The following is a 20,739-nucleotide window of genomic DNA, read 5'->3' as shown; positions in this document are numbered from 1 at the left end:
GTCAGGAACCCCGGTGGACGCCAACTCGGGTGGTTAGATGGCGCGACACCTTGCGGCGTCGTTCTCTCAACGTGTAGGTCAACGCCCGTTTCCTCGATAAACACCACCGGACCCCTTTACCAAACGCTGCGTCTTTTTTGACCCCCGTTTGGTGATTTACAATCTCCGCTATCACGTAAGCGCGCTCGGTGCGCAGGATTCGGAGGATGCATGACATCCGGCAGTGCACAGCGCAACAGCCTGGTGGTGGTGACCGGCGGCGGAAGCGGCATCGGCCGCGAGACCGCGTTGGCCTTCGCCCGCCAGGCGGCCCGCGTCGTTGTCGCCGATATCAACCTCGACACCGCCAACGAGACCGTCGGGCTCGTGGAGAAATTGGGCGGCACCGCCCATCCTTATGTCCTGGATGTATCCGACGAGAGCGCCGTGACCGCGTTCGCCGACGAAGTCTGCGCCACGCACGGAGTGCCGGACGTCTTGATCAACAACGCCGGCATCGGCCAGGCCGGACGATTCTTCGATACGCCGTCGGCGGACTTCCAGCGCGTGCTCAACATCAATCTCAATGGAGTCGTGTACGGCTGCCGCGCGTTCGGCCCCCGAATGGCTGCGCGCAAGAGCGGTCACATCGTCAACATCTCCAGTGCCGCCGCGTACACGCCGATCCCCGAGATGGGCGCCTACGCCACCAGCAAGGCCGCCGTGTTCATGTTCTCCGACGTGCTGCGCGGCGAGCTCGCCCGCGCGAAGGTGAAGGTCAGCACCATCTGCCCGGGCATCGTCAACACGAACATCATTCGCACCACGCAGTTTTCCGGTCTGTCGGCCGAGGACCAGGCCAAGCGCCAGCGGCAGGGCGCGGGACTGTACGCCAAACGCGGCTACGGCCCGGAGAAGGTGGCCAAGGGCATCGTGAATGCCGTCCTCAAAGGCAAGTCGGTCGTCCCGGTCACCCCGGAAGCACACATGCAATACCACCTCAGCCGCCTGGCCCCGGCGCTGAACCGGCTCTTCTGGGGCAGCCTTGGCAACAAACTCAACAAATAGGAGGACACCATGGCGCGCAACACAACTGAGGCCACCGGCCTGCACGTCGTACCCACTGAGCCCGGCGAGGTAGTGCTCCGGCCGCGCAATGTCCAGTTCGACACCAGCCACACGCCGCTGCACTGGATCCCCAACGAGCCCATCGTCTCGCATTTCATCTCGGCCTTCAATCTCCTTCTGCCGGAGGGTGAGCGGGCATTCGTCGACACCTTCACCCGCGCGTTGCCGTATGTGAAGGACGACAAGATCCGCGAGGCGATGATCGGATTCATGGGCCAGGAGGCCGTGCACGCCGAGACCCACAGCAAGGTGCTGGGCGACTTCCTGGAGAAGAACGGCATCAACGTCGCGCCCGCGATCACCCAGATCGAATACATCACACACATGCTGGAGCGCACCAACGAGCTGCGCAGCGAGAAGCTCCGGTACCGCGTGATGGTGGAGAAGCTGGCCCTCATCGCTGGTATCGAACACTTCACCGCCGTGCTCGGCGACTGGGTGCTCAACCACCCCTTCGAGAAGTTCAACGCCGACGCGGAGATGGTTGACCTGTTCCGCTGGCACGGCGCCGAAGAGGTCGAGCACCGCAGCGTCGCATACGACGTGGCCCGGTACTTCCAGATCCGCCGCGGGCACATGATGCTGACCTTCGTGCTGGCCACCATGCTGCTGGTGGGCGTGATGCTCCGCTACACCAAGTTCTTGGTGCGGCAGGACCCGTCGCTGCCCAACTACGGCGTCTTCGGCGTGCTGCGGCAGATGAACAAGGCCATGAAGCGGGGAGCGTTCTTGCGGTGGCGCGAGCTGGCCAAGTCGGCCATGGAATTCATGCGTCCCGGCTTCTCACCCGACCAGGTGGGCAGCACGGCACAGGCGGTGGCATACCTGAGTACGTCACCCGCCGCGAAGGCCGCGGCCGGCTACTGATGTTCGATCGCTTTCGCCGCACTCCGCAGCCCACCCCCAAGCGCAAACGGCCCTCGCTGCCGCCCACGCTGTACGGTACCCTGCCGGTGTCGCCCACGATCGCACTCGGCAGCGTGCTGTTCCCGGTCGCGGTCCGGGCCATCGGCGCCCTGCTGATTCTCAAGAAACCGCCCGAGAACCACGTCGACCGCACGCTGACGCTGGTGGTGAAGGACCGCTGGATCGAGGCGAAGGATCAGGACGTCGCCAGCCTGGTGCTCGCCGCACCCGACGGCGAACGCCTTCCGCCGTGGCATCCCGGCGCACACCTGGATCTACTGCTGCCGTCGGGCCGGATGCGGCAGTACTCACTGTGCGGCGACGTCTCCGACCCGTACCACTACCGCATCGCCGTGCGTCGTATCCCCGAGGGCGGCGGTGGCTCCATCGAGGTGCATGACGCGCTTCAGATCGGCGCCACCGTGTCGATCCTCGGACCGCGCAACGCCTTCCCGCTCGCGATGACCCAGCCCGGACCGCGCAAGCTGCACTTCGTGGCCGGCGGCATCGGCATCACACCAATCCTGTCCATGATCGCCTTCGCCGAGCAGCTGGGTAAGCCCTGGACCATGGTGTACACCGGCCGGAACCGCGATTCGCTCCCGTTCCTCAACGAGCTCAAACGCTTTGGTGATCGGGTCATCGTGCGGACCGACGATCAGTCGGGTCTGCCGACCGCCAATGACCTGCTGCCCGAGGTGGGCGAGAACGACGCGGTGTACTGCTGCGGCCCCGCACCGATGCTCGCCGTCCTGCAGCGGCGCCTACTCGAAATGCCTTCGGTGGAACTGCATTTCGAGCGATTTGCCGCCGCACCCGTGGTGGATGGTCATCCCTTCGAGGTACAGCTGGGCCCCGGTGGGCCGGTGCTCGAGGTGCCCGCCGATCGCACGGCGCTGGACGTCATCAAGAAGCAGCTGCCGCATGTGGCGTATTCATGCCAGCAGGGTTTCTGCGGTACCTGCAGAGTGAATGTGCTGGCAGGCACCGTCGACCATCGGGACCAGATCCTCACCGAATCCCAGCGAGACGAGGGACAGATCCTGACCTGCGTATCGCGCGGGGAAGGGCGCCTGGTTCTGGATCTGCCCGCCGAGTAACACCTCTGCGCCGAGGCCGAGGTTGTGGCGAATTTGTGCGAGACGTATGCGCCATAACCTCGGTCTGAGTGAGGCGTTTCCCCATCGGTTCACCGAGCGTTCATCGGTTCCCTGGAAACTGGCCCGATGCGCATCTCCCACGCAGTCATCGCCCTCACCTCGACACTGATCCTGGCCCTTGCTCCGTCCGCGGCCGCCGCACCGCCCTCGGACGCTCCCGAGGTGCCTGTCGGCGAGATCGCGAAGACCGGTGGCGCCAACCGTACGCCGGGCGGACGCGACGGCGACAAGGCGGCAGATCTGCGGAACTCGGTGCAGGGCCGCAACGCCAAGAACGTCATCCTGCTGATCGGTGATGGCATGGGGACCTCGGAGATCACCTCGGCGCGCAACTACCAGCACGGCGCCGCCGGGACCCTTCCCGGACTCGACGCGCTGCCCATCACCGGTGAGTACACCACGTTCGCGCTCACCAAGGACGGTCCCGAGAAGGGCAAGCCGGACTACGTGACCGACTCGGCGGCTTCAGGCACCGGGTGGGCGACCGGGACCAAGACCTACAACGGAGCCATCTCGGTCGACCTCGACGGCAAGCCCCTGGACACGATCCTGGAGATCGTGCAGAAGCAGGGATTCGCCACCGGAAACGTCACCACCGCGGAGCTGCAGGACGCCACCCCGGCGGTGCTCACCGCCCATGTCGTCGATCGGGACTGCAAGGGCCCCAAGGAGACCCTCGAGAAGTGCGCGGGCAACGCCGTCGACAACGGCGGCAAGGGCTCGATCTCCGAGCAGCTGGTGGCCACCCGGGCCGATATCAGCCTCGGCGGCGGCGGTAAGTACTTCGAGGAGACCATCACCGCCGGCGAGCACAAGGGCAAGACCTCACTGGATGTCGCCAAGGCCGCCGGATACCAGCTGCCCACCACTGCGGGTGATCTGAACAAGGTAGGCAGCCTGGACAATCCGGTGCTCGGTGTGTTCGCGAAGGGCAACCTGCCGGTGCAGTGGGACAAGGTGCCCGCGGCGGTTCCCAACGGCGGCAAGCTGCCCGCAACCACCTGCCGGCCCAACCCCGAGCTGCCCAAAGACCAACCTCAACTGTCCGCGATGACCACCAAAGCCATTGACCTGCTGGTGAACTCGAAAAAGGGGCAGGACAAGGGCTTCTTCCTGCAGGTGGAGTCGGCGTCGATCGACAAGCAGGATCACGCGGCCAACATCTGCGGTCAGATCGGTGAGACCATCGCGCTGGACGAGGCCGTCGCGGCGGCGCTGGACTTCGCCCGCAAGGACGGCAACACCCTGGTCATCGTGACCGCCGATCACGGGCACTCCTCGCTCATCGTTCCCGAGGACTTCGACAACCCCACCGCCCTGTCGGTCGCGGTGAAGACGGCCGACGGCGCCACCATGCGGATCATGTATCCCACCGCGCCAGAGGGGGAGTCGCAGACGCACACGGGAACGCAGGTGCGCATCGCCGCCTACGGGCCGGGTGCCGCGAACGTCTCCGGACTCACCGATCAGACCGACAACTTCAACACGATCGTCGGTGCGCTGCTCGGATCCAAGAGCCCCGACGCCTCGAACGGCCCGTCCTGGTGGCTGGCCGGAGGGATTGCGGTGGTGGCAGCCGCGCTGGGCGCCGCCGCCACGTTCTTCTTGGGCAGGCGCGGGGCCTGACGGCCACGCGCACCGGGCTCGAACAGCCGAGTGGGAACTTCGCGAGGAGAATCGGCCGGATTTCCTCGCGAAATTCCCACTCGATGCCCTGAGGCCTACGCCACCAGCCGCTTCGGGTTGTCGATCACCGAGTAGTCACTGGCGTCCCCGGAGATCACCCGGCTGCTTTCACCGTTGACACCCACCGGCACATCACCGGCCAGGGTGACGCGATGCATCCGGCGCCGTTGGTCACCGTAATCGGAGACGGCATAGTGCTGGGTGGCGCGGTTGTCCCACATCGCGACGTCACCGAGCTCCCAGCTCCATCGAATCGTGTTCTCCAGCCAGGTGATCCGATCCTGGAACATTCGGAACAGCGCTTGCGATTCGCTGCCGTTCACATCCAGAATCCGCTTCACGAAGTTGCCCAGCAGCAGCGCCTTCTCGCCCGTCTCGGGATGCACCCGAACCACCGGGTGGTGCGCCTCGAAATGCGTCGACCCGAACTCGCGCACATACTTGGATCCGGATCCCGCCTTGGCCAGCAGTTCGGCCACCTTCGCGGGATCTACTTGGGCGTAATCGAACTGGTTGTTGTGCATGGCCCACAGATTGTCCGCCAACTCTTGCAGGGCCTTGGGCAGCTGCCGGTAGGCCGCCACCGTGGAGGTCCACGTGGTTGTTCCGCCATACGGTGGCAGCTCCACCGCGCGCAGGATCGAGGCCTTCGGAATCCGGTCCACGAAGGTCACATCCGTATGCCACTGGTTGGCGCGGCCCCCCTCCTCCGAGTCGAGCCGCATCACACGCTCTCCGTCGAACTTCAACGTGGGGTGCGGCGATGTCGGTACGCCCATGCAGCGCGCGAAAGCGAACTGCGCTTCGTCGTCGAGGTGATGCTGTCCGCGGAAGAAGATCACCTTGTGCTCCAGCATGGCCTCGTTGATGGCAGCTGCCGTCTCGGCGTCCACTTCGCCGAGGCGCACTCCGTCGATACGGGCGCCGATGTTCTCGCCCAGCTTCACCACACGTACATCGCTGCTCATGACCCGCTCCTTCTTCCCGATAATTCGGTGTAGTCAAATGACTACACTCGCTCGTCCGCTACTGTACACACATGACTACACCCGAGGCAACGGCTGCCAAGCCCGTAGGCAAGGAAGAAGTGGTGGAGGCCGTTCTGAACGCCGCCGCCGAGCTCTTCGCCGAGAAGGGGCCCGCCGCCGCATCCATCCGCGAGGTCGCCGCCCGCGCCGGGGTGAACCACGGCCTAGTGCATCGCCATTTCGGAAGCAAACGCCAGCTGCTGGCCTCCACGCTGCAACACCTGGCCGACACCGGGGCCGCACTACGCGAAGCCGGGGCATCCGCTCCGGACCTGGAGGCCGCACATGATCTGCAGCTGCGAGTGATGGTGCGCTCCACGCTCGACGGCTTTCCCATCGAAGAACTCCAGGAGCGCAGACCCGGGATGGAGTGGCTACTCGAACAGATACGCCCCGGTCATGCGGACGAGCGTGAGGCCCGGCTAGCGGGGGCCCACGCGATTGCCCTGCAGCTCGGCTGGCGGCTGATGGGGCCCAGCCTGCGTGCCGGCTTCGGCCTGGACGACATGTCCGATGCCGATATCCGCGCAGAGGTCGCCGGGCAAGTCGCCAAGCTCGTTACACCCCAATAGATTCCACTAGGCGACGGGTTGCGCCTCCGGGAACACCCACTGGCCGTCGAGAATCTGCGGTTGCGCGCGGTACAGCCGGACCATGTAGTTCCAGCCTGGCGTGATCGGCAGGCAGTTCACCGTGGTGTCCGTGCACCCACCGAACTGCACCGTGGTGTCGCCCCCGGCTCCGCGTCGCGCGGTGATGTTGTTGAGTGAGTAGGCATTACGGGAGTTCGGCGTGAAGTACCCGTTCTTGTTGTAGACGGTGACCGACCAGAATCCATCTACCGGTACCTGTCCGACCGTCAGTCGATACACCGTGGTGCCGTCATTCTTGGCTGGGTTGACATCGAGGTAGAGGGCGTCTTTCTCGGGGTTGCCGCCCCAGGCCGAGGCGGTACCGATCAGATGGCGGACCGGGTCGGTGGTGTCCCTGGTACCGAACGTTGCCTTGGTATCGGGAAGTGTCGCGGCCAGCTCGAGCAGGCCTTCGCGCACCTTCTGTTGACTTGCACTGTCCCATTGAGGGATATCGAAGCTCCCGGGGCGTTCTTGTTGTGCCGTCACAGTGTCCTGCAAGGCATGGACCTCCGCGAGGTCCGCGGGATCACCCGGGTTCACCAAGGTCCGCACGGCGGCGGCTACATAGCGGGTTCCGTTCTGTTCCTTGGTGATTGTGTGCTGACCCTTGCCGTAGAAGACGGCCGGAACATAGTGATCCTCCGTGATGAGCTGCAGCGACATGAATCGCTGCCCCGGGTCAGGCATCGATATGGTGACCGGACCCGCGTCAAGGTCGAACACCGCCGACGAGTAGAGGGTGTCACGGTTCTGGCGGATTACCAGCTGCCGATCCAGTGGTGACAACTCCCGGATGTGATGGAAGGAGCCGAAGCCGCCATCCTTCACGATGTTGCCGAAGTACAGGTCCGACTCTGCCCGCGCAAAGTTGTCAGGGGTGACAACGATGGCGCCCTCGGGTGTGCGCCGCTCTGGGGACAACGCACTCGGTGTGTTGGCGGGAGCCGCCGACGGCGGATGCGCCGAGCACCCCGCCAGAACTGCCGTTACACCGACCATCACACCTGCCACAAGCCTGTTCATGGCATCGAAGCTACCCGCCGACAGTGCAACGAGAAGCGATTCAGCAGGTAGGGCCATCCTCGCCCGCGATGTCGCGGAGGGTCTGGAAGAAGTCGGCGCGCTGCCCCGCCGAGATGTCCGCGAGCAGGCGCTCTTCGGCCTCTCGTGCCAGCACGTCAGCCTGTTTGAGAAGTGCCGCCCCGGACCGGCTCAGTTGAGCGGGCCGGGCACGGCCGGAGTCCACGGTGTCCGGCCGTGACACCAGACCGGCGTCCTGCAGCGCCTGCAAAACGGTGTTCATCGACTGCGGGGTCACATCCGTCGCACGGGCCAGATCCGCATTGGACCAGCCGGGGTTCTTGGACAACACCCGCATGCAGACGTACTGGGGGAATGGCAGATTCAGGGGCGCCAACGCCGCCGTGATCTCCGAACGCAAGGCCGCCGAGACGCGGTACATCAACGCACCGAGCGGTTGCCATTCCTGCTCATCCATATCAGTCATGTTGACACAGTTACCATTCTCCCGCTGAGCGGCCCCGGAGCGCCCTGGACGGCATGTCGCGTTGCTACCCTTGATCGATGGCAGCAACCAGTTCGCCCGACGAACCGAATCTCGCTGCCACCAGCTGGACGATCCTCGGCATGCTTTCCTACGAGGAAGAGGTCTCCGGCTATGACATCAAGAAGTGGGCGGATTGGAGTATCAGCTACTTCTACTGGAGCCCTTCCTTCAGCCAGATCTATTCGGAACTACGGAAACTGGAAAAGATCGGGTACGCCACGTCGCGAGTCGATCACGACAACGGCGCCCGTAGCCGCCGGCTGTACAAGATCACGGCTGCGGGTATGGCTGCGATGAACCAGTGGGCGAACGAGACGCCCGCCGAGCCGCAGGTTCTCAAGCACAGCGTGGTGCTGCGCGTCATGCAGGGCCATATGACGGATCCGGCCAGGCTCAAGGAGATTCTCGAACGTCACGTCGAGTACTCCGAAAACATGCAACGGCGCGCGGCGCTCGATGCGGATGGCGCTGCGGCCCAGCCTGCCTGGGCGTACTCGCGCGTGGCACTCAAATGGGCCGAGCGCTACTACGCGGCCGAGCGCGATCTCGCGCTGATGATGATCGACGATCTTGCCGAGGCCGCGGAGGAATTCGACAAGGCCGATCCCGACGGCGGAACCCCTCGCCTCGTCCCGGGTTACTGGCGCGAGGTCGAAAAACGAGTTGATGCCGAAAAGCTTTCTAAACAACACGATTCGCCGGAGTAGCTACCGCACCGCCGCGTCCTGTGCGGCGATGTAGCCGTACACCAGCCCCTGAGCAATCGTGGCCCCCGCACCCGGATAGGTGGCGCCGAACGCATTGGCGGCGGTATTGCCGATCGCGTAGAGCCCCTCCATCACGGTGCCGTCTTCGCGCAGCACGCGTGCGCGCTCGTCCGCACGAAGTCCGCCGCAGGTGCCCAGGTCGCTCAGCACCATGCGCACCGCATAGAACGGGCCGTCATGCAGCGGCCGCAGGTTCGGATTCGGTGTCACGGTCGGGTCACCGTAGTAACGGTCGTACACGCTGCGGCCCCGGTGGAAATCAATGTCATCACCGGCTGCCGCCGATGCGTTGAATCGCCGCACCGTGGCCAGAAACTCCTCGCGCGGTATCCCCATCATCGGCGCCAGTGCCGCCAAACTCTCTGCACGATAAGCAATTCCGGCATTGAACCAGCTGGCCGGTATCGGCATACGCGGATACAGCTGTCCGGCGAAGACGTAGCAGTTGCGGTACTGCCGGTCAAAGATGATCCACATCGATTCCACCGGGTCGCCGCACCGCTCCCGCTCAAGTACACGCTGCCCAAACGACATGTAGTCGGTTGCCTCGTTGATGAAGCGTCGTCCGGTCTGGTCGACGATGAACGATCCCGGTAACGATCGCTCCGCCAGCATCACCTTTGGGCTACCGCCGGGCAGCGGCGCCACCGCCGGGAACCACCAGGCCTGGCTCATGGAATCGATTGCCGCACCGCACTCTTGGCCTATCTGCAGCGCATCACCGGTGTTGGTGTCGGCACCCAGGCTCATGTTCCTGCCGAGGGTCGCCGACTGGAATTTGTGCCGCATCTCCATGTTGTGGTCAAAGCCTCCGGCCGCCAGTACGACGCCTCGACGGGCCGTCACCGTGATCTCGCGGCCCTCGTGAGTGACCACCGCGCCGGTGACACGCGCGCCCTGGGTGACCAGACGCACGAGCGAGGTGTCCGTCCAGATCGGAATCCCCGCACGCAGCACCCCGGCGAACAGTCCCGCCGCCAGGGCCTGACCGCCCGCCAGGTAGCGCCGGCCCAGTACCGCCCCGCCGACTCCTTGCGCGACTCGTTTCACGATGAGCGGCAAAGCCTTACGAGGGAGCCGTGCCATCAGGTTCATCCACCGATAGTCGGCGCTGGTGACGGGCATCGGGACCGCAGGGGGCTTCATGACACCCGGTTGCAGTCGGTTTCGGTACGCGCCCAGCACGGATGCATCGAACGGGCGGCATTCGCAGGTACGCCCGACCGGGCTGCCGCCAGGCTCTTCGGGGTGGTAATCCGCGTAGTCCCGGCACCAGGTAAAACGCATCGGTGTCAGTCGCATCAGCATCTCGATGGTCGCCGATTCGTGCTCAAGGAACCCGTCGCTGCGCGCCTCCGAAGCGGTTCCCGCGACCACCGACCGCAGGTAGGCGCGTGCCTTATCCAGGGTGTCGCCCGTGCCGGCGGCACTCAGCACCGGACTCGCCGGAAGCCACAGGGCTCCTCCCGAGCGGGCGGTAGACCCACCCACGTAGTGCGATTTCTCGACGATCAGCACCGACAGTCCGCGCTCACTGCCGGCCAGCGCGGCGGCCATCCCCGTTCCCGCGCCGACCACCAGCAGATCGACCTCGGTGTCGGCCGCGACGGTTCCCGCCGGAATCAGCCCATGGGGTGCTGATGCCATCTGCATGTACCTCCGTCGAATAGGTCTGAACGCCCGCGAGGTTATGCCGATAGTTCCTCGCGGTAGCCGCCGATTCCCTCCCAGCGGGACGTCAGCTCTGCGGGCGACAACCGGTGTCCGGTGAGCGGACCGACCCCCTGCTGTGAGAGCGAAGACGCTGTTAGAACGGGTCCATGACGACAGCCCAGTCAGAGCCCGATCTTGATTCTGTGAAGGTGCGAAGCATCGAGGCGGACGCGGCGCCTACCCGGTTCGCCCGCGGCTGGCATTGCCTTGGCCTCATCAAGGACTTCGGCGACGGAAAGCCACACTCCATCAACGCGTTCGGTCAAAAGCTTGTGGTGTTCCGCGGCGCCGGAGGCAAGATCAGCGTCTTGGACGCCTACTGCAGGCATATGGGCGGTGACCTCAGCCAGGGCGAGGTCAAGGGTGACGAAATCGCTTGCCCATTTCATGATTGGCGCTGGGGCGGCGATGGCCGCTGCAAGCAGGTGCCCTATAGCCGTCGCACCCCCAAGCTCGCACGCACGGCGACCTGGACCACGCTGGAACAGGACGGCATGCTGTTCATCTGGAATGACCCGCAAGGGAGTCCGCCGCCGGCGGGCATAACGATTCCCCGGATCGAGGGCGCCGGCAGTGACGAGTGGACCGATTGGCACTGGTACACAACGATTGTCAACACCAACTGCCGAGAGATCGTCGACAACGTCGTCGACATGGCGCACTTCTTCTACGTACACGGTGCGCTGCCTACGTACTTCAAGAACATCTTCGAGGGCCACGTTGCGACGCAGTACATGAACGGCGGAACCCGGCCGGACGTGCCCAGCCCGGAAGGGGTGGAGATGATCGGACAGACCTCCGTCGCGTCGTACTACGGACCCTCCTTCATGATCGATGACCTGACCTACCACTTCGTTGGCGGCGACCAGCAATCGATTCTCATCAACTGTCACTATCCGATCGATGCGGATTCCTTTATGCTGCAATACGGCATCATCGTCAAGAAGTCACCGGCTTTGCCCGATGACGCCGCCACAGGCGCTGCTATCGCACTCGGCGACTGGGTGAAGATCGGGTTTGAGCAGGATGTGCAGATCTGGAAGAACAAGGCACGTATCGACAATCCACTGCTGTGCGAGGAGGACGGCCCCGTGTACCAGTTGCGGCGCTGGTACCAGCAGTTCTATGTGGACGCCGAGGATGTGGCCGACGAGATGATCGACCGGTTCGAGTACGAGGTGGACACCACTCGTCCCGGGGAGGCCTGGAAATCGCAGATCGAGGAGAACCTCGCGGCGATGGCCGGAAGCTCATCGTCGTGATCCGCGCCGATAATCGCCTGGCCGACTCACCGATGGTGCCGGTCGGCTGTCAGCGTTGCGGCGCAGAGGTTTTGGCGCGCAAGAGTAGCTGGCAGCAGACCAGCGTGCAGTGGAATGCCCAGGCCGAATCTCGGTGCCTTCGGCGGCGGGACAGCACCGGACTGTTCCTGGTGTGCCCGGAGCTGCGGGGCTCGATTCTCGATGCCGCACGCAGCGGACGACTACCCGTTCTCGCCGAAGAGTACGGCGTTTAAGCAAGCAACTCGTGGACATCGCGGCACAACCGCTCGATCGCGGCGGCGGCCAGGTCCAGACTCGGCATGGTCATGAAACCGTGAATGGCGTTGTCGTAGCGCCGGTAGCGCACCGCAACCCCCGCCTTCTGCAACGCCCGCGCGTAGGCTTCACCCTCACTGCATGGCGGGTCGTAACGCGCCGTCACCACCGCCGCGGCAGGTAGTCCAGTGAGATCTGCCCGCAGTGGTGCCGCGTAGGGATGTGTGCGCAGGGCGTGATCGGGCAGGTACTGATCCCAATACCACTGCATGGCGGCGCGGGTGTTGTAGTAACCGTTGGCATACCGCCGATAAGAGTCCGTGTCGAAATTCGCGTCCACCACCGGGTAGATCAGGATCTGGCCCGCGAGGGCGGGCCCACCCATATCGCGGGCCATCAGCGCGGTGACTGCGGCGAGATTGCCTCCAGCGCTGTCGCCGCACACGATGACGCGGCTGGGGTCTCCGCCGAGAGTGCGCGCCTGACGCACCGCCCAACACGTCGCCAGAAACATGTCGTGCGCCGCCGCCGGCCACCGATGTTCCGGCGCGCGCCGATAGTCCACCGATACCACCACGGCGGGCATCTGATTGGCCAGCCGTCGGCACAAGCCGTCGTGGGAGTCCTTGTCGCAGAAGACAAATCCGCCACCATGGGCGAAGACGAGGGTAGCTAGCGGCCCCGCCGCAACTGGTCGGTACACCCTGACCGGTATCTCACCATGAGGCCCGGAGGCGTACTCATCGGTCACCGAACGCATCGGCAGCGGATCGGCCGGTGCGGTGTATCGGGCACGGACGGCAGCGCGCGCCGCCGCTCCGGTCATCGTCTCGACGCGCGGAAACCCCTCGTTCAGCGATGGAAGCAGCGCCGCGATCTGTGGATCGAGGCTCACGCGTATTGCAGTGCGCGTGAGTTCGTCTCGCGCGGAGCAGAGGACGGGCCGCACCGCAGTGGCCGAATCGGCTGCAGGGTCGGCGCCACCCGGGTCGGGCCGTTCTCGACATTGCGCCAGATGCCCATCGCTGTCATGCGCACCGGAGCCACCAGCCGTTGATCGAAGGTCATCCTCGGCATCGGCCCGGATACCGAAACCGCGGCGACAGCATCGCCGATGCTTCCGATCGGGGCGGCCACGCAGCCGATGCCCTGCTGCAGCTCCTCACGGTCGAAGGCCACGCCGTGACCGCGAACCTTATCCAGCTCGGGCCGCAGCTGTGCCGCCGAGCCAATGGAGTAGCGCGTCTTGCGGGCCAGCGCGGTGAACTCGTCGAGCGTCTGGCGCTGGTACGCCAGGATCGCCTTACCCGAGGCCGTACAGTGCGCCGGCTGGCGACCACCGATGCGGGTGGCCAGGGCCGCGCCCATCGCGGCACCGATCTTCTCCAGGTACACAACGTCTGTGCCGTCCAGGATCGACAAGTGGACCACGAGCCCGGTGGCCCGATGCAGCTCGTGCAGCATCGGCAGCGCGGCCGCATGCAGCCTGTCCTGATGCACCGCGAGTGAGCCGAGCTCGACCAATCGCGTGCCCAGTTCGTAGTCGCGACCATCGCGTCGCAACCACCGCAGCTGTACCAACCGCTCCAGCATGCGATGAACGGACGAGCGCGGCAGGCCGGTGCGGCGCACCAGCTGCGCCAGCGTGAGCCGGCCCGGGCCGTCGAAGGCGTCAAGCAGCAGGGATACCCGATCGATGACAGCGCTCGGGGTCGCCGATTCGGCGGTGATGGTGGTCATGGTGCCCTCCCACGGCGTTGGGGTCTCGGTCACATATGACTATTAGTCATATACCTGTTTGTATCATGAGTGTGTCCGCCGCCACAACCCCGCAGAGCCCCCACACGCGAACAGACGCCCGTTGCGTCTGCAACAGGCGTCTGTTTTGCCGGAGAGAAGACCGGGGCTACATGGCGGCCAGCGGCTCGCTGCCCGACCAGTCATGGCCCCAGTAGCTATCAGCAGTGATTTCCTCTGCGGTGTAATACGTTTCGTCGACCCGCATACCTTCAGTACCGAACTCGATATCCCAGCCGCCAGGAGCCCGGACGTAGAAGGACACCATCTTGTCGTTGGTGTGGCGCCCCAAAGTGGAAGAGACCGTGGAGTCTGATTTCAACACCCGGTCCAGGGCCTGCCCCACGGCATCGAGACTGTCCACCTCGACCATCACGTGGACAAGCCCCGGTGCACCACCGTGCGGCGCGGGACAGAGCGCCAAACTGTGGTGGCGCTCGTTGATGCCCAGGAATCGCACCCGCATCGGGCCGAACTCCGGAGGCGCGGGAATGCGGAACGCTCCCCTCGACCGGAATCCCATCACCTCGGTATAGAACGTGAAGGCAGCATCCGGATCGGTGACCGGCAGCACCACATGCCCGAGCCCCTGAGCGCCGGTGACGAATCGCGCACCGAAGGGCGTGACCACCGGGCTGTGGTCCAGTACCGGGCCATGGAACACCTCGACCGTGGCGCCGCCGGGGTCGGTGAACGTCACCGCCTCTTCCACTCGCCGCGCGTCGGCCTCCTCGACGGACAACTGCTTAACCCCAAGGCCCGCAGCCTCCACTGCCCGCGTGACGTCGCGCAACGCCGCGCCGTCACGCACCTCCCAGCCGATCGTGACGACCTGATCCGTATCGCCGGGCACCACAACGATCCGCGCGGCACGTTCATCCATCCGCAGGTACAACGCTCCGGGGTCGGGCCCGCTGCCTTCGGCGAATCCCAGCACCCCCAGGGCGAAATACCGCCAACGGTCCATGTCCTGGGTTTGGACGGTGATGTATCCCAAGCTCTTCAGCATCAGATCATCGCCCTCAGCGGGCCCTGCGGTTCGATGCCCAGCGAGCTCAACGCCGATGCGTGAAACACGGTGCTGGGCACATGAATCGCGTGGGCGAGCCCGGTGTGCGCATCACGCCAGTACCGCTGCAAGGGCTTGTCCAAGCGCATCGCGTTACCCCCGGAACGCGAGAAGATCTGATCGACCGCCATCACGGCGCGCCATGCGGCGCGCACCTGGGTACGACGGCCCGCGGCCCTGTCCTCGAATGACACTTCCTTGCCTGAATCGACGATGTCCCAGATCTTGTCGACATTCGCGAGGATCTCCTGGCGGGCGGCATTGATATCGGCGGCGGCCTCCCCGATCGCGAACAGCACATACGGATCGTCCTTGACCGCGGTGCCCTGGGCCCCGACCCGCTCGCGCTGATAGTCCAGGTGCGCGGCCAGCGCACCTTCGGCGATGCCGATCACGGCCGAACTGATACCCAGTGGGAACATCGTCGACCACGGCATCCGGTACAGGGTGCCGGTCATGCCGGCGTTGCGCTGCGCGGTGCCGTCAATCACCTCGTCCCCGTCCATCACCCGATACGACGGTACGAACGCGTCCCTGACGATGATGTCTTTCGAGCCGGTACCGCGCAGCCCCACCACATTCCAGGAGTCTTCGACGATCTCGTAGTCCTGACGCGGCAGGATCATATGCAGCATTTTCGGTGGCATGAGGGGCTTGCCCTCGCCGTCACCGAGCAACGCGCCCAGGATGATCCAGTCGCAGTGGTCGGTGCCCGAGCTGAACTGCCACCGTCCGTTGAAGATGTATCCGCCGTCCACCGGCTTGGCCACACCTGTGGGCGCATAGGGGGAGGCCATCCAAACGTCCTGGTCCTGACTCCACATCTCGGCGGCAACCTTGGGGTCGGCAAAGGCCACCTGCCAGGGGTGCACACCGACGACCCCACAGATCCAGCCGGAGGCGGGATCCAGTGTGGCTGTGGCCATGACGGTTTCGGCGAACTCGCGAGGGTGCACCTCGTATCCGCCGTACCCCTTGGACTGGAGCAGCCGGATCGGTCCGGCAGCCCTGAGCATCTTGGCGGTCTCGTCGGGCAGCTTGCCCAGCTTCTCCGCCTCCCACGCCTGCTCACGTAGCTGGTCAGCGAGATCGTTGATGCGATCGATTACGCGTTCGGTCATGCGCTTGATAGTGCGCTCGCCACCCCATCCCCATGGGACGTTTTCCCGATCAGCGGTCCGTTGGATCTGATTGACCGGTCACCGGGAATGGGGGACCGGGGGATTGCGACACGGACCTAGCGTGGCCAACCGTGAAGGCCCTCGTTAAAAGCGTTGATGTGGTGGTGGTCGGCGCCGGTTTCGCCGGGTTGTATGCCCTGCAACGGCTGCGGTCACAGGGCCTGTCGGTCATCGTGTTCGAAGCAGGCTCGGACGTGGGCGGCACCTGGTTCTTCAACCGGTACCCGGGTGCGCGCTGCGATGTGGAGAGCATCGACTATTCCTATTCGTTTTCCGATGAGCTGCAACAGGATTGGGACTGGACCGAGAAGTACGCCACCCAGGAGGAGATCCTGAGGTACATCAATCATGTCGCCAACCGGTTCGGCCTGCGCCGCGACATCCGCTGCCGTACCCGCGTCACGTCGGCGGTACTTGACGAGGGACAGATGTCCTGGACGGTGCGTACCGACCGAGGGGACGAGGTGACAGCGCGGTTCTGCGTCATGGCCACCGGCGCCTTGTCCACCGCCAACATGCCCGACATCCCCGGGCGTGATGCATTCGCCGGCGAGCTGTACCACACCGGACACTGGCCGACGGCAGGCGTGGATTTCACCGACAAACGCATCGGGATCATCGGCACGGGATCCTCGGGTATCCAATTGGTGCCCATCGCCGCCCAGGCCGCCGGCGAACTCTTCGTATTCCAGCGCACCGCCAATTACAGTGTCCCCGCGGGTAATACCGTGCTCACTCCGCAACGCCGCGCCGAGGTGAAGGCCAGCTACGACGAGCGGCGGCGACAATCCCGGGCAAGTGGCGGCGGCTCCCCACACCAGGCCCATCCCAAGAAGACTCTGGAGATCACCGCCGAAGAGCGGCGGGCCGCGTTCGAGCAACGCTGGGATCTCGGCGGGGTGCTGTTCGGTAAGACCTTCCCGGATCAGACGGCCGACATGCGCGCCAACGACGAAGCGCGCGCCTTCTTCGAGGAGAAGGTGCGCGCTGTCATCGACGATCCCGCCGTCGCCGATGTTCTCATCCCGACGGATCATCCCATCGGCACCAAGCGAATCTGCACTGACACCAACTACTTTCAGACATTCAACCAGGATCATGTGCATGTCGTGGATCTGCGCACCAGCCCGATCGAGTCGATAGACATCGACGGAATTACCACCACTGCACAGCATTACGGACTCGACATGATCGTCTTCGCCACCGGGTTCGATGCCATGACGGGCTCGCTGAATCGGATCGACATCCGGGGCCGGGGCGGCAAGACACTCCAGGACACCTGGCGGGCCGGGCCGCGCACCTATCTGGGGCTCGGGGTCGACGGATTCCCCAACCTGTTCATCGTGACCGGCCCGGGCAGCCCCTCGGTGCTGGCCAACATGGTGCTGGGTGCCGAACAGCATGTGGATTGGATCGGCGAGCTGTTAGGACATATGGCCGAACACGGCTTCTCGGCAGTGGAGGCCGACCCTCGAGCCGTCGACGACTGGGTCGCCGAGTGCAATGAACGCGCCGCCTCCACCATGTTCCCGCAAGCCAACTCGTGGTACCTCGGCGCCAATATCCCCGGCAAGCCAAGGGTTTTCATGCCGTTCATCGGTGGTTTCGGCGTGTACGGGGCCATCTGTGCCGATGTCGCTGCCAGCGGGTACAAGGGCTTTGCCCTGAGCGGTAGCAACGCGTGACACGGCTGCTGGAGCGGGTTGCGCTGGTCACCGGCGCAGGCCGCGGCATGGGACGCACACATTGCGAGCGCCTCGCCGAGGAGGGTGCCGATGTCATCGCGATCGACCTACCGGGCTGCACCGAGCTGGCCGACACCGTCAAAGAGGTGCAGTATCGCGGCCGGCGCTGCGTGCCCGGCTTCGCCGATGTCCGCGATCCGGAATCACTCACCCAGGCCATCGATGCCGGAGTGCAGATGCTGGGACGGCTGGACATCGTCGTCGCCAACGCCGGAATCTACGAAAGCCTCGGCCCCTCCTGGGAGATCACCGAAGATGCCTGGCGGCGGTCGCTCGACGTGAATCTGACGGGTGTCCTCCACACCGTTCAGGCGGGGGTGCGACACCTGACAGCGGGCGGCTCCATCGTGGTCATCAGTTCCACGAACGGCCTCAAGGGCACCCCCAACACCGTGCACTACACCGCGAGCAAGCACGCCGTCGTGGGCCTGGCCCGCACGGCCGCCAATGAGCTGGGACCGTTAGGTATTCGGGTCAATACCGTGCATCCGGGCGCGGTCAACACGGGGATGATCCTCAATCCCGAGGTCATCGCTCGCCTGCGGCCGGACCTCGCACATCCCACCGAGGCCGACGCTGCCGAAGCCCTCGCAGCGCGCACCTTGTTGCCGGTGCCGTGGGTGGACACCGTGGACATCAGCAATGCCGTGGTGTTCCTGGCCTCCGACGAAGCGCGCTACATCACCGGCACCCAGCTGGTGGTCGACGCCGGACTAACGCAGAAAGTGTGATGAATCGCGTGACAGGACGATTGGCGGGCAAAGTGGCGCTGGTCACCGGTGCTGCCCGGGGTATTGGGCGTGCGCAGGCGGAACGCTTCGCGCAGGAGGGTGCCGATGTCATCGCTCTCGATATCTGCGCGCCGGTACACACCACCGTCACACCGCCCGCGACACGGGCCGACCTGGACCGGACGGCCGATCTGGTGGAGTCTCACGGTCAGCGGGTCATTCCGGGTGTGGTCGACGTACGGGATCTGCGTGCCCTGGAAACCTTTGTCACCGACGCGGTTACCGCATTCGGCGGACTGGATGTCGTGTGTGCCACCGCCGGAATCAGCTCGCGCAGCATGCTCACCGAGATGAGTGAAAGCGTGTGGCAGACCATGCTTGACGTCAACCTGACCGGCGTGTGGCATACCACCCGCGCCGCGATTCCACACCTGATCAGCCGTGGCGGCGGCTCCATGGTGTTGGTGAGCTCCATCGCCGGACTGCGCGGTCTCGTCGGGGTCTCGCACTACGTCGCGGCCAAGCATGGCGTGGTGGGGCTCATGCGTTCACTGGCATCGGAGTTGGCGCCGCACAAGATTCGTGTGAACACCGTGCACCCTACCAACGTGGATACCCCGATGATCCAGAACGACCATGTGCGACGGATGTTCCGGCCCGACCTTGAAGAACCGACTCGAGAAGAATTCGCTCACGCCGCCAAGACCATGAACATGCTCGACCTGCCGTGGGTACAGCCGCTCGATATCGCCAACGCCTCACTGTTCCTGGCCTCCGACGAGGCGCGCTACATCACCTCGGTCGCACTGCCGGTCGACGCGGGCAGCACGCAGCGGTAGCAGCGTTCGGCGGTACCGTCGAGGCATGAACGTGCTCATCTCGGCCGACGAACTCGCACAACGCCTGTCCGATTTTCGCGTTCTCGATGTGCGCTGGACCGTGATGCAGCCGAACGGCCGCGCGGCCTACCTAGAGGGTCATCTTCCCGGCGCGGTGTTCGTTGACCTGGATGCCGACCTCGCCGACCACTCGGCGACGGGCCGTGGCCGCCATCCGCTGCCCACGCCGCAGGCTCTCCAGGCCAGTGGCCGGCGCTGGGGTCTGAGCGACGGAGACGCCGTGGTCGTCTACGACGATTGGAACGGGCAGGCGGCCTCGCGCGCCTGGTGGCTGCTGCGTGCCGCCGGAGTTGCCGATGTCCGGATTCTCGACGGCGGCTGGGCGGCCTGGCAGCGCTTCGGAGGACCCGTCGAGACGGGAGAGGTTGTCGCCGAGCCCGGCGGGATCACCATTTCCTCGCTGGACGGCTTCGCCTCGGTCGACGCCAATGCGATTGCTTCCCAAGCGGAATCACCCGATGCCTTGGTCCTGGACGCCCGGGCGGCAGCCCGCTACCGCGGCGACGAAGAACCCCTGGATCCCCGCGCCGGGCACATACCCGGTGCCGTCTCCGCTGCGACTGCCGAGAACCTTACACCGCAGGGCACCTTCCGGCCCGCTGCCGAATTGCGCGAGCGCTTCGAGCTACTCGGCGCCGGACGGCACCCTGTCACGGTGTACTGCGGGTCCGGTGTCACCGCCACGCATCAGATCGCGGCGTTGGCCGTCGCGGGATACGACGCCGCCCTCTATCCGGGGTCGTGGTCGGAGTGGTCGAGCGATCCACAGCGCCCCGTCGCGACCGGGCCCGATCCGAGCTAGCCGATCAGAGCGCCAGCCCCACGGCCAGCGCGATAACCCCGAGAAGTGGCGGCACCAGCTGCTTGAGCGCGGCCGACGCCTTATCCGGCGACGAGATCAACAGCACCAGCCCGGCCGCGACCATCGACCCTGCACCGGTGAACACCAGCGTCGCACCGACCGACGTGCAGCCCCGTGCCCACAGCACCGTGCCGACCGCGATGGCGATCGCGAGGAACAGGTTGTAGAAACCCTGGTTGAAGGCCAGAGGTTTCGTCACCTCGGCCTCTTCGAGCGTGCGAACACCGAAAATCTTGCGCGTCTTCTCACTGGTCCACGTGATCGATTCCAGATAAAAGATGTAGACGTGGATGAGCGCGGCGATTCCGGTCAGTACCAGCCCTGCGATGATCATGCTGCGAGAGCCTA

General features: G+C 65.1%; 21 protein-coding genes. 12 read left to right on the top strand and 9 right to left on the bottom strand.

Going from position 1 to position 20,739, the window contains the following annotated elements; genetic code table 11:
* Positions 1-210 precede the first annotated feature (210 nt).
* From AOT87_RS18150 to phoA, 4 genes are all read left to right on the top strand, one after another.
* Positions 211-1,047 carry an SDR family NAD(P)-dependent oxidoreductase gene (locus AOT87_RS18150; protein WP_057967346.1) on the top strand — a complete coding sequence of 279 codons (837 nt, stop codon included), beginning with the start codon at positions 211-213 and terminating at the stop codon, positions 1,045-1,047.
* 9 nt (positions 1,048-1,056) lie between these two features.
* Positions 1,057-1,974, top strand: a complete 918-nt coding sequence (locus tag AOT87_RS18145; RefSeq protein ID WP_030096193.1) for a metal-dependent hydrolase — start codon at positions 1,057-1,059, stop codon at positions 1,972-1,974.
* Entirely contained in the window at positions 1,974-3,113 is a 1,140-nt protein-coding gene (locus AOT87_RS18140; protein WP_057967347.1) for a PDR/VanB family oxidoreductase, read from the top strand. Before AOT87_RS18145 ends, AOT87_RS18140 begins: the two co-directional genes overlap by 1 nt.
* 126 nt (positions 3,114-3,239) lie before the next feature.
* Complete coding sequence (gene phoA, locus AOT87_RS18135; protein ID WP_057967348.1) at positions 3,240-4,799, top strand: alkaline phosphatase; 1,560 nt, start codon at positions 3,240-3,242, stop codon at positions 4,797-4,799.
* A gap of 95 nt (positions 4,800-4,894) precedes the next feature.
* Here the strand turns inward: phoA and AOT87_RS18130 are convergent, their stop codons facing one another.
* Positions 4,895-5,827 carry a TauD/TfdA family dioxygenase gene (locus AOT87_RS18130; RefSeq protein WP_030096196.1) on the bottom strand — a complete coding sequence of 311 codons (933 nt, stop codon included), beginning with the start codon at positions 5,825-5,827 and terminating at the stop codon, positions 4,895-4,897.
* A gap of 71 nt (positions 5,828-5,898) precedes the next feature.
* On the opposite strand from AOT87_RS18130, the gene AOT87_RS18125 reads away from it, so the two are divergent.
* Positions 5,899-6,459, top strand: coding sequence for a TetR/AcrR family transcriptional regulator (locus AOT87_RS18125; RefSeq protein ID WP_057967349.1), 561 nt, complete (start codon positions 5,899-5,901; stop codon positions 6,457-6,459).
* Between the two features lie 6 nt (positions 6,460-6,465).
* On the opposite strand, the gene AOT87_RS18120 is transcribed toward AOT87_RS18125, so the two are convergent.
* The gene (locus AOT87_RS18120; protein WP_198528412.1) at positions 6,466-7,545 is read right to left on the bottom strand and encodes a DUF1254 domain-containing protein; all 1,080 of its coding nucleotides are present in this window, start codon (positions 7,543-7,545) and stop codon (positions 6,466-6,468) included.
* Between the two features lie 40 nt (positions 7,546-7,585).
* Positions 7,586-8,020, bottom strand: a complete 435-nt coding sequence (locus tag AOT87_RS18115; protein WP_030096199.1) for a MarR family transcriptional regulator — start codon at positions 8,018-8,020, stop codon at positions 7,586-7,588.
* Between the two features lie 86 nt (positions 8,021-8,106).
* Here AOT87_RS18115 and AOT87_RS18110 point away from each other — a divergent pair, with 86 nt between their 5' ends.
* Complete coding sequence (locus AOT87_RS18110) at positions 8,107-8,796, top strand: PadR family transcriptional regulator (protein WP_057967350.1); 690 nt, start codon at positions 8,107-8,109, stop codon at positions 8,794-8,796.
* Here AOT87_RS18110 and AOT87_RS18105 read toward each other — a convergent pair whose 3' ends face one another.
* On the bottom strand, positions 8,797-10,503 hold the full coding sequence (locus AOT87_RS18105; protein WP_057967373.1) for a 3-ketosteroid-delta-1-dehydrogenase: 1,707 nt from the start codon (positions 10,501-10,503) through the stop codon (positions 8,797-8,799).
* Positions 10,504-10,676: 173 nt separating this feature from the next.
* Here AOT87_RS18105 and AOT87_RS18100 point away from each other — a divergent pair, with 173 nt between their 5' ends.
* On the top strand, positions 10,677-11,831 hold the full coding sequence (locus AOT87_RS18100; protein WP_057967351.1) for a Rieske 2Fe-2S domain-containing protein: 1,155 nt from the start codon (positions 10,677-10,679) through the stop codon (positions 11,829-11,831).
* Entirely contained in the window at positions 11,828-12,085 is a 258-nt protein-coding gene (locus tag AOT87_RS18095; protein ID WP_078321777.1) for a ferredoxin, read from the top strand. Before AOT87_RS18100 ends, AOT87_RS18095 begins: the two co-directional genes overlap by 4 nt.
* On the opposite strand, the gene AOT87_RS18090 is transcribed toward AOT87_RS18095, so the two are convergent.
* The 4 genes from AOT87_RS18090 to AOT87_RS18075 all read right to left on the bottom strand — a co-directional run bounded on the left by AOT87_RS18090 (position 12,082) and on the right by AOT87_RS18075 (position 16,094).
* Positions 12,082-13,002, bottom strand: coding sequence for an alpha/beta hydrolase (locus AOT87_RS18090; RefSeq protein ID WP_057967352.1), 921 nt, complete (start codon positions 13,000-13,002; stop codon positions 12,082-12,084). The two genes, AOT87_RS18095 and AOT87_RS18090, sit on opposite strands and share 4 nt — an antisense overlap.
* Positions 12,999-13,847 carry an IclR family transcriptional regulator gene (locus tag AOT87_RS18085; protein ID WP_057967353.1) on the bottom strand — a complete coding sequence of 283 codons (849 nt, stop codon included), beginning with the start codon at positions 13,845-13,847 and terminating at the stop codon, positions 12,999-13,001. The genes AOT87_RS18090 and AOT87_RS18085 overlap by 4 nt, the downstream gene beginning before the upstream one ends.
* A gap of 166 nt (positions 13,848-14,013) precedes the next feature.
* Positions 14,014-14,913 (bottom strand): biphenyl-2,3-diol 1,2-dioxygenase, encoded by a 900-nt coding sequence (bphC, locus tag AOT87_RS18080; RefSeq protein ID WP_030096206.1) that lies wholly within the window; start codon positions 14,911-14,913, stop codon positions 14,014-14,016.
* A complete protein-coding gene (locus tag AOT87_RS18075; RefSeq protein WP_057967354.1) occupies positions 14,913-16,094 on the bottom strand; it encodes an acyl-CoA dehydrogenase family protein in 1,182 nt (393 codons plus the stop codon). The genes bphC and AOT87_RS18075 overlap by 1 nt, the downstream gene beginning before the upstream one ends.
* A 131-nt stretch (positions 16,095-16,225) precedes the next feature.
* Here AOT87_RS18075 and AOT87_RS18070 point away from each other — a divergent pair, with 131 nt between their 5' ends.
* From AOT87_RS18070 to AOT87_RS18055, 4 genes are read left to right on the top strand one after another with little or no spacing between them, the layout of a single operon-like run.
* Complete coding sequence (locus AOT87_RS18070) at positions 16,226-17,839, top strand: NAD(P)/FAD-dependent oxidoreductase (RefSeq protein ID WP_057967355.1); 1,614 nt, start codon at positions 16,226-16,228, stop codon at positions 17,837-17,839.
* Complete coding sequence (locus tag AOT87_RS18065) at positions 17,836-18,630, top strand: mycofactocin-coupled SDR family oxidoreductase (protein WP_057967356.1); 795 nt, start codon at positions 17,836-17,838, stop codon at positions 18,628-18,630. Before AOT87_RS18070 ends, AOT87_RS18065 begins: the two co-directional genes overlap by 4 nt.
* Before the next feature lie 8 nt (positions 18,631-18,638).
* Positions 18,639-19,469 (top strand): mycofactocin-coupled SDR family oxidoreductase, encoded by an 831-nt coding sequence (locus AOT87_RS18060; RefSeq protein WP_109398608.1) that lies wholly within the window; start codon positions 18,639-18,641, stop codon positions 19,467-19,469.
* A 25-nt stretch (positions 19,470-19,494) separates the two neighbouring features.
* Positions 19,495-20,331 carry a sulfurtransferase gene (locus tag AOT87_RS18055; RefSeq protein WP_057967358.1) on the top strand — a complete coding sequence of 279 codons (837 nt, stop codon included), beginning with the start codon at positions 19,495-19,497 and terminating at the stop codon, positions 20,329-20,331.
* A gap of 4 nt (positions 20,332-20,335) precedes the next feature.
* On the opposite strand, the gene AOT87_RS18050 is transcribed toward AOT87_RS18055, so the two are convergent.
* Positions 20,336-20,725, bottom strand: coding sequence for a DUF1304 domain-containing protein (locus AOT87_RS18050; protein ID WP_030096212.1), 390 nt, complete (start codon positions 20,723-20,725; stop codon positions 20,336-20,338).
* Between the last annotated feature and the right edge of the window lie 14 nt (positions 20,726-20,739).

This window comes from Mycobacteroides sp. H003 (genome assembly GCF_001440135.1).
Lineage (GTDB): Bacteria > Actinomycetota > Actinomycetes > Mycobacteriales > Mycobacteriaceae > Mycobacterium > Mycobacterium gwanakae.
This window is presented reverse-complemented; position numbering and strand designations above follow the sequence as displayed.

Excerpts from the sequence above, each read along its gene's own strand:
- AOT87_RS18100 (WP_057967351.1), top strand. The coding sequence starts at position 10,677 with ATGACGACAGCCCAGTCAGAGCCCGATCTTGATTCTGTGAAGGTGCGA.
- AOT87_RS18085 (WP_057967353.1), bottom strand. The coding sequence starts at position 13,847 with ATGACCACCATCACCGCCGAATCGGCGACCCCGAGCGCTGTCATCGAT.
- phoA (WP_057967348.1), top strand. The coding sequence starts at position 3,240 with ATGCGCATCTCCCACGCAGTCATCGCCCTCACCTCGACACTGATCCTG.
- AOT87_RS18120 (WP_198528412.1), bottom strand. The coding sequence starts at position 7,545 with ATGAACAGGCTTGTGGCAGGTGTGATGGTCGGTGTAACGGCAGTTCTG.
- AOT87_RS18050 (WP_030096212.1), bottom strand. The coding sequence starts at position 20,725 with ATGATCATCGCAGGGCTGGTACTGACCGGAATCGCCGCGCTCATCCAC.
- AOT87_RS18130 (WP_030096196.1), bottom strand. The coding sequence starts at position 5,827 with ATGAGCAGCGATGTACGTGTGGTGAAGCTGGGCGAGAACATCGGCGCC.
- AOT87_RS18055 (WP_057967358.1), top strand. The coding sequence starts at position 19,495 with ATGAACGTGCTCATCTCGGCCGACGAACTCGCACAACGCCTGTCCGAT.
- AOT87_RS18150 (WP_057967346.1), top strand. The coding sequence starts at position 211 with ATGACATCCGGCAGTGCACAGCGCAACAGCCTGGTGGTGGTGACCGGC.
- AOT87_RS18075 (WP_057967354.1), bottom strand. The coding sequence starts at position 16,094 with ATGACCGAACGCGTAATCGATCGCATCAACGATCTCGCTGACCAGCTA.
- AOT87_RS18115 (WP_030096199.1), bottom strand. The coding sequence starts at position 8,020 with ATGGATGAGCAGGAATGGCAACCGCTCGGTGCGTTGATGTACCGCGTC.
- AOT87_RS18125 (WP_057967349.1), top strand. The coding sequence starts at position 5,899 with ATGACTACACCCGAGGCAACGGCTGCCAAGCCCGTAGGCAAGGAAGAA.
- AOT87_RS18140 (WP_057967347.1), top strand. The coding sequence starts at position 1,974 with ATGTTCGATCGCTTTCGCCGCACTCCGCAGCCCACCCCCAAGCGCAAA.
- AOT87_RS18145 (WP_030096193.1), top strand. The coding sequence starts at position 1,057 with ATGGCGCGCAACACAACTGAGGCCACCGGCCTGCACGTCGTACCCACT.
- AOT87_RS18105 (WP_057967373.1), bottom strand. The coding sequence starts at position 10,503 with ATGGCATCAGCACCCCATGGGCTGATTCCGGCGGGAACCGTCGCGGCC.
- AOT87_RS18110 (WP_057967350.1), top strand. The coding sequence starts at position 8,107 with ATGGCAGCAACCAGTTCGCCCGACGAACCGAATCTCGCTGCCACCAGC.
- bphC (WP_030096206.1), bottom strand. The coding sequence starts at position 14,913 with ATGCTGAAGAGCTTGGGATACATCACCGTCCAAACCCAGGACATGGAC.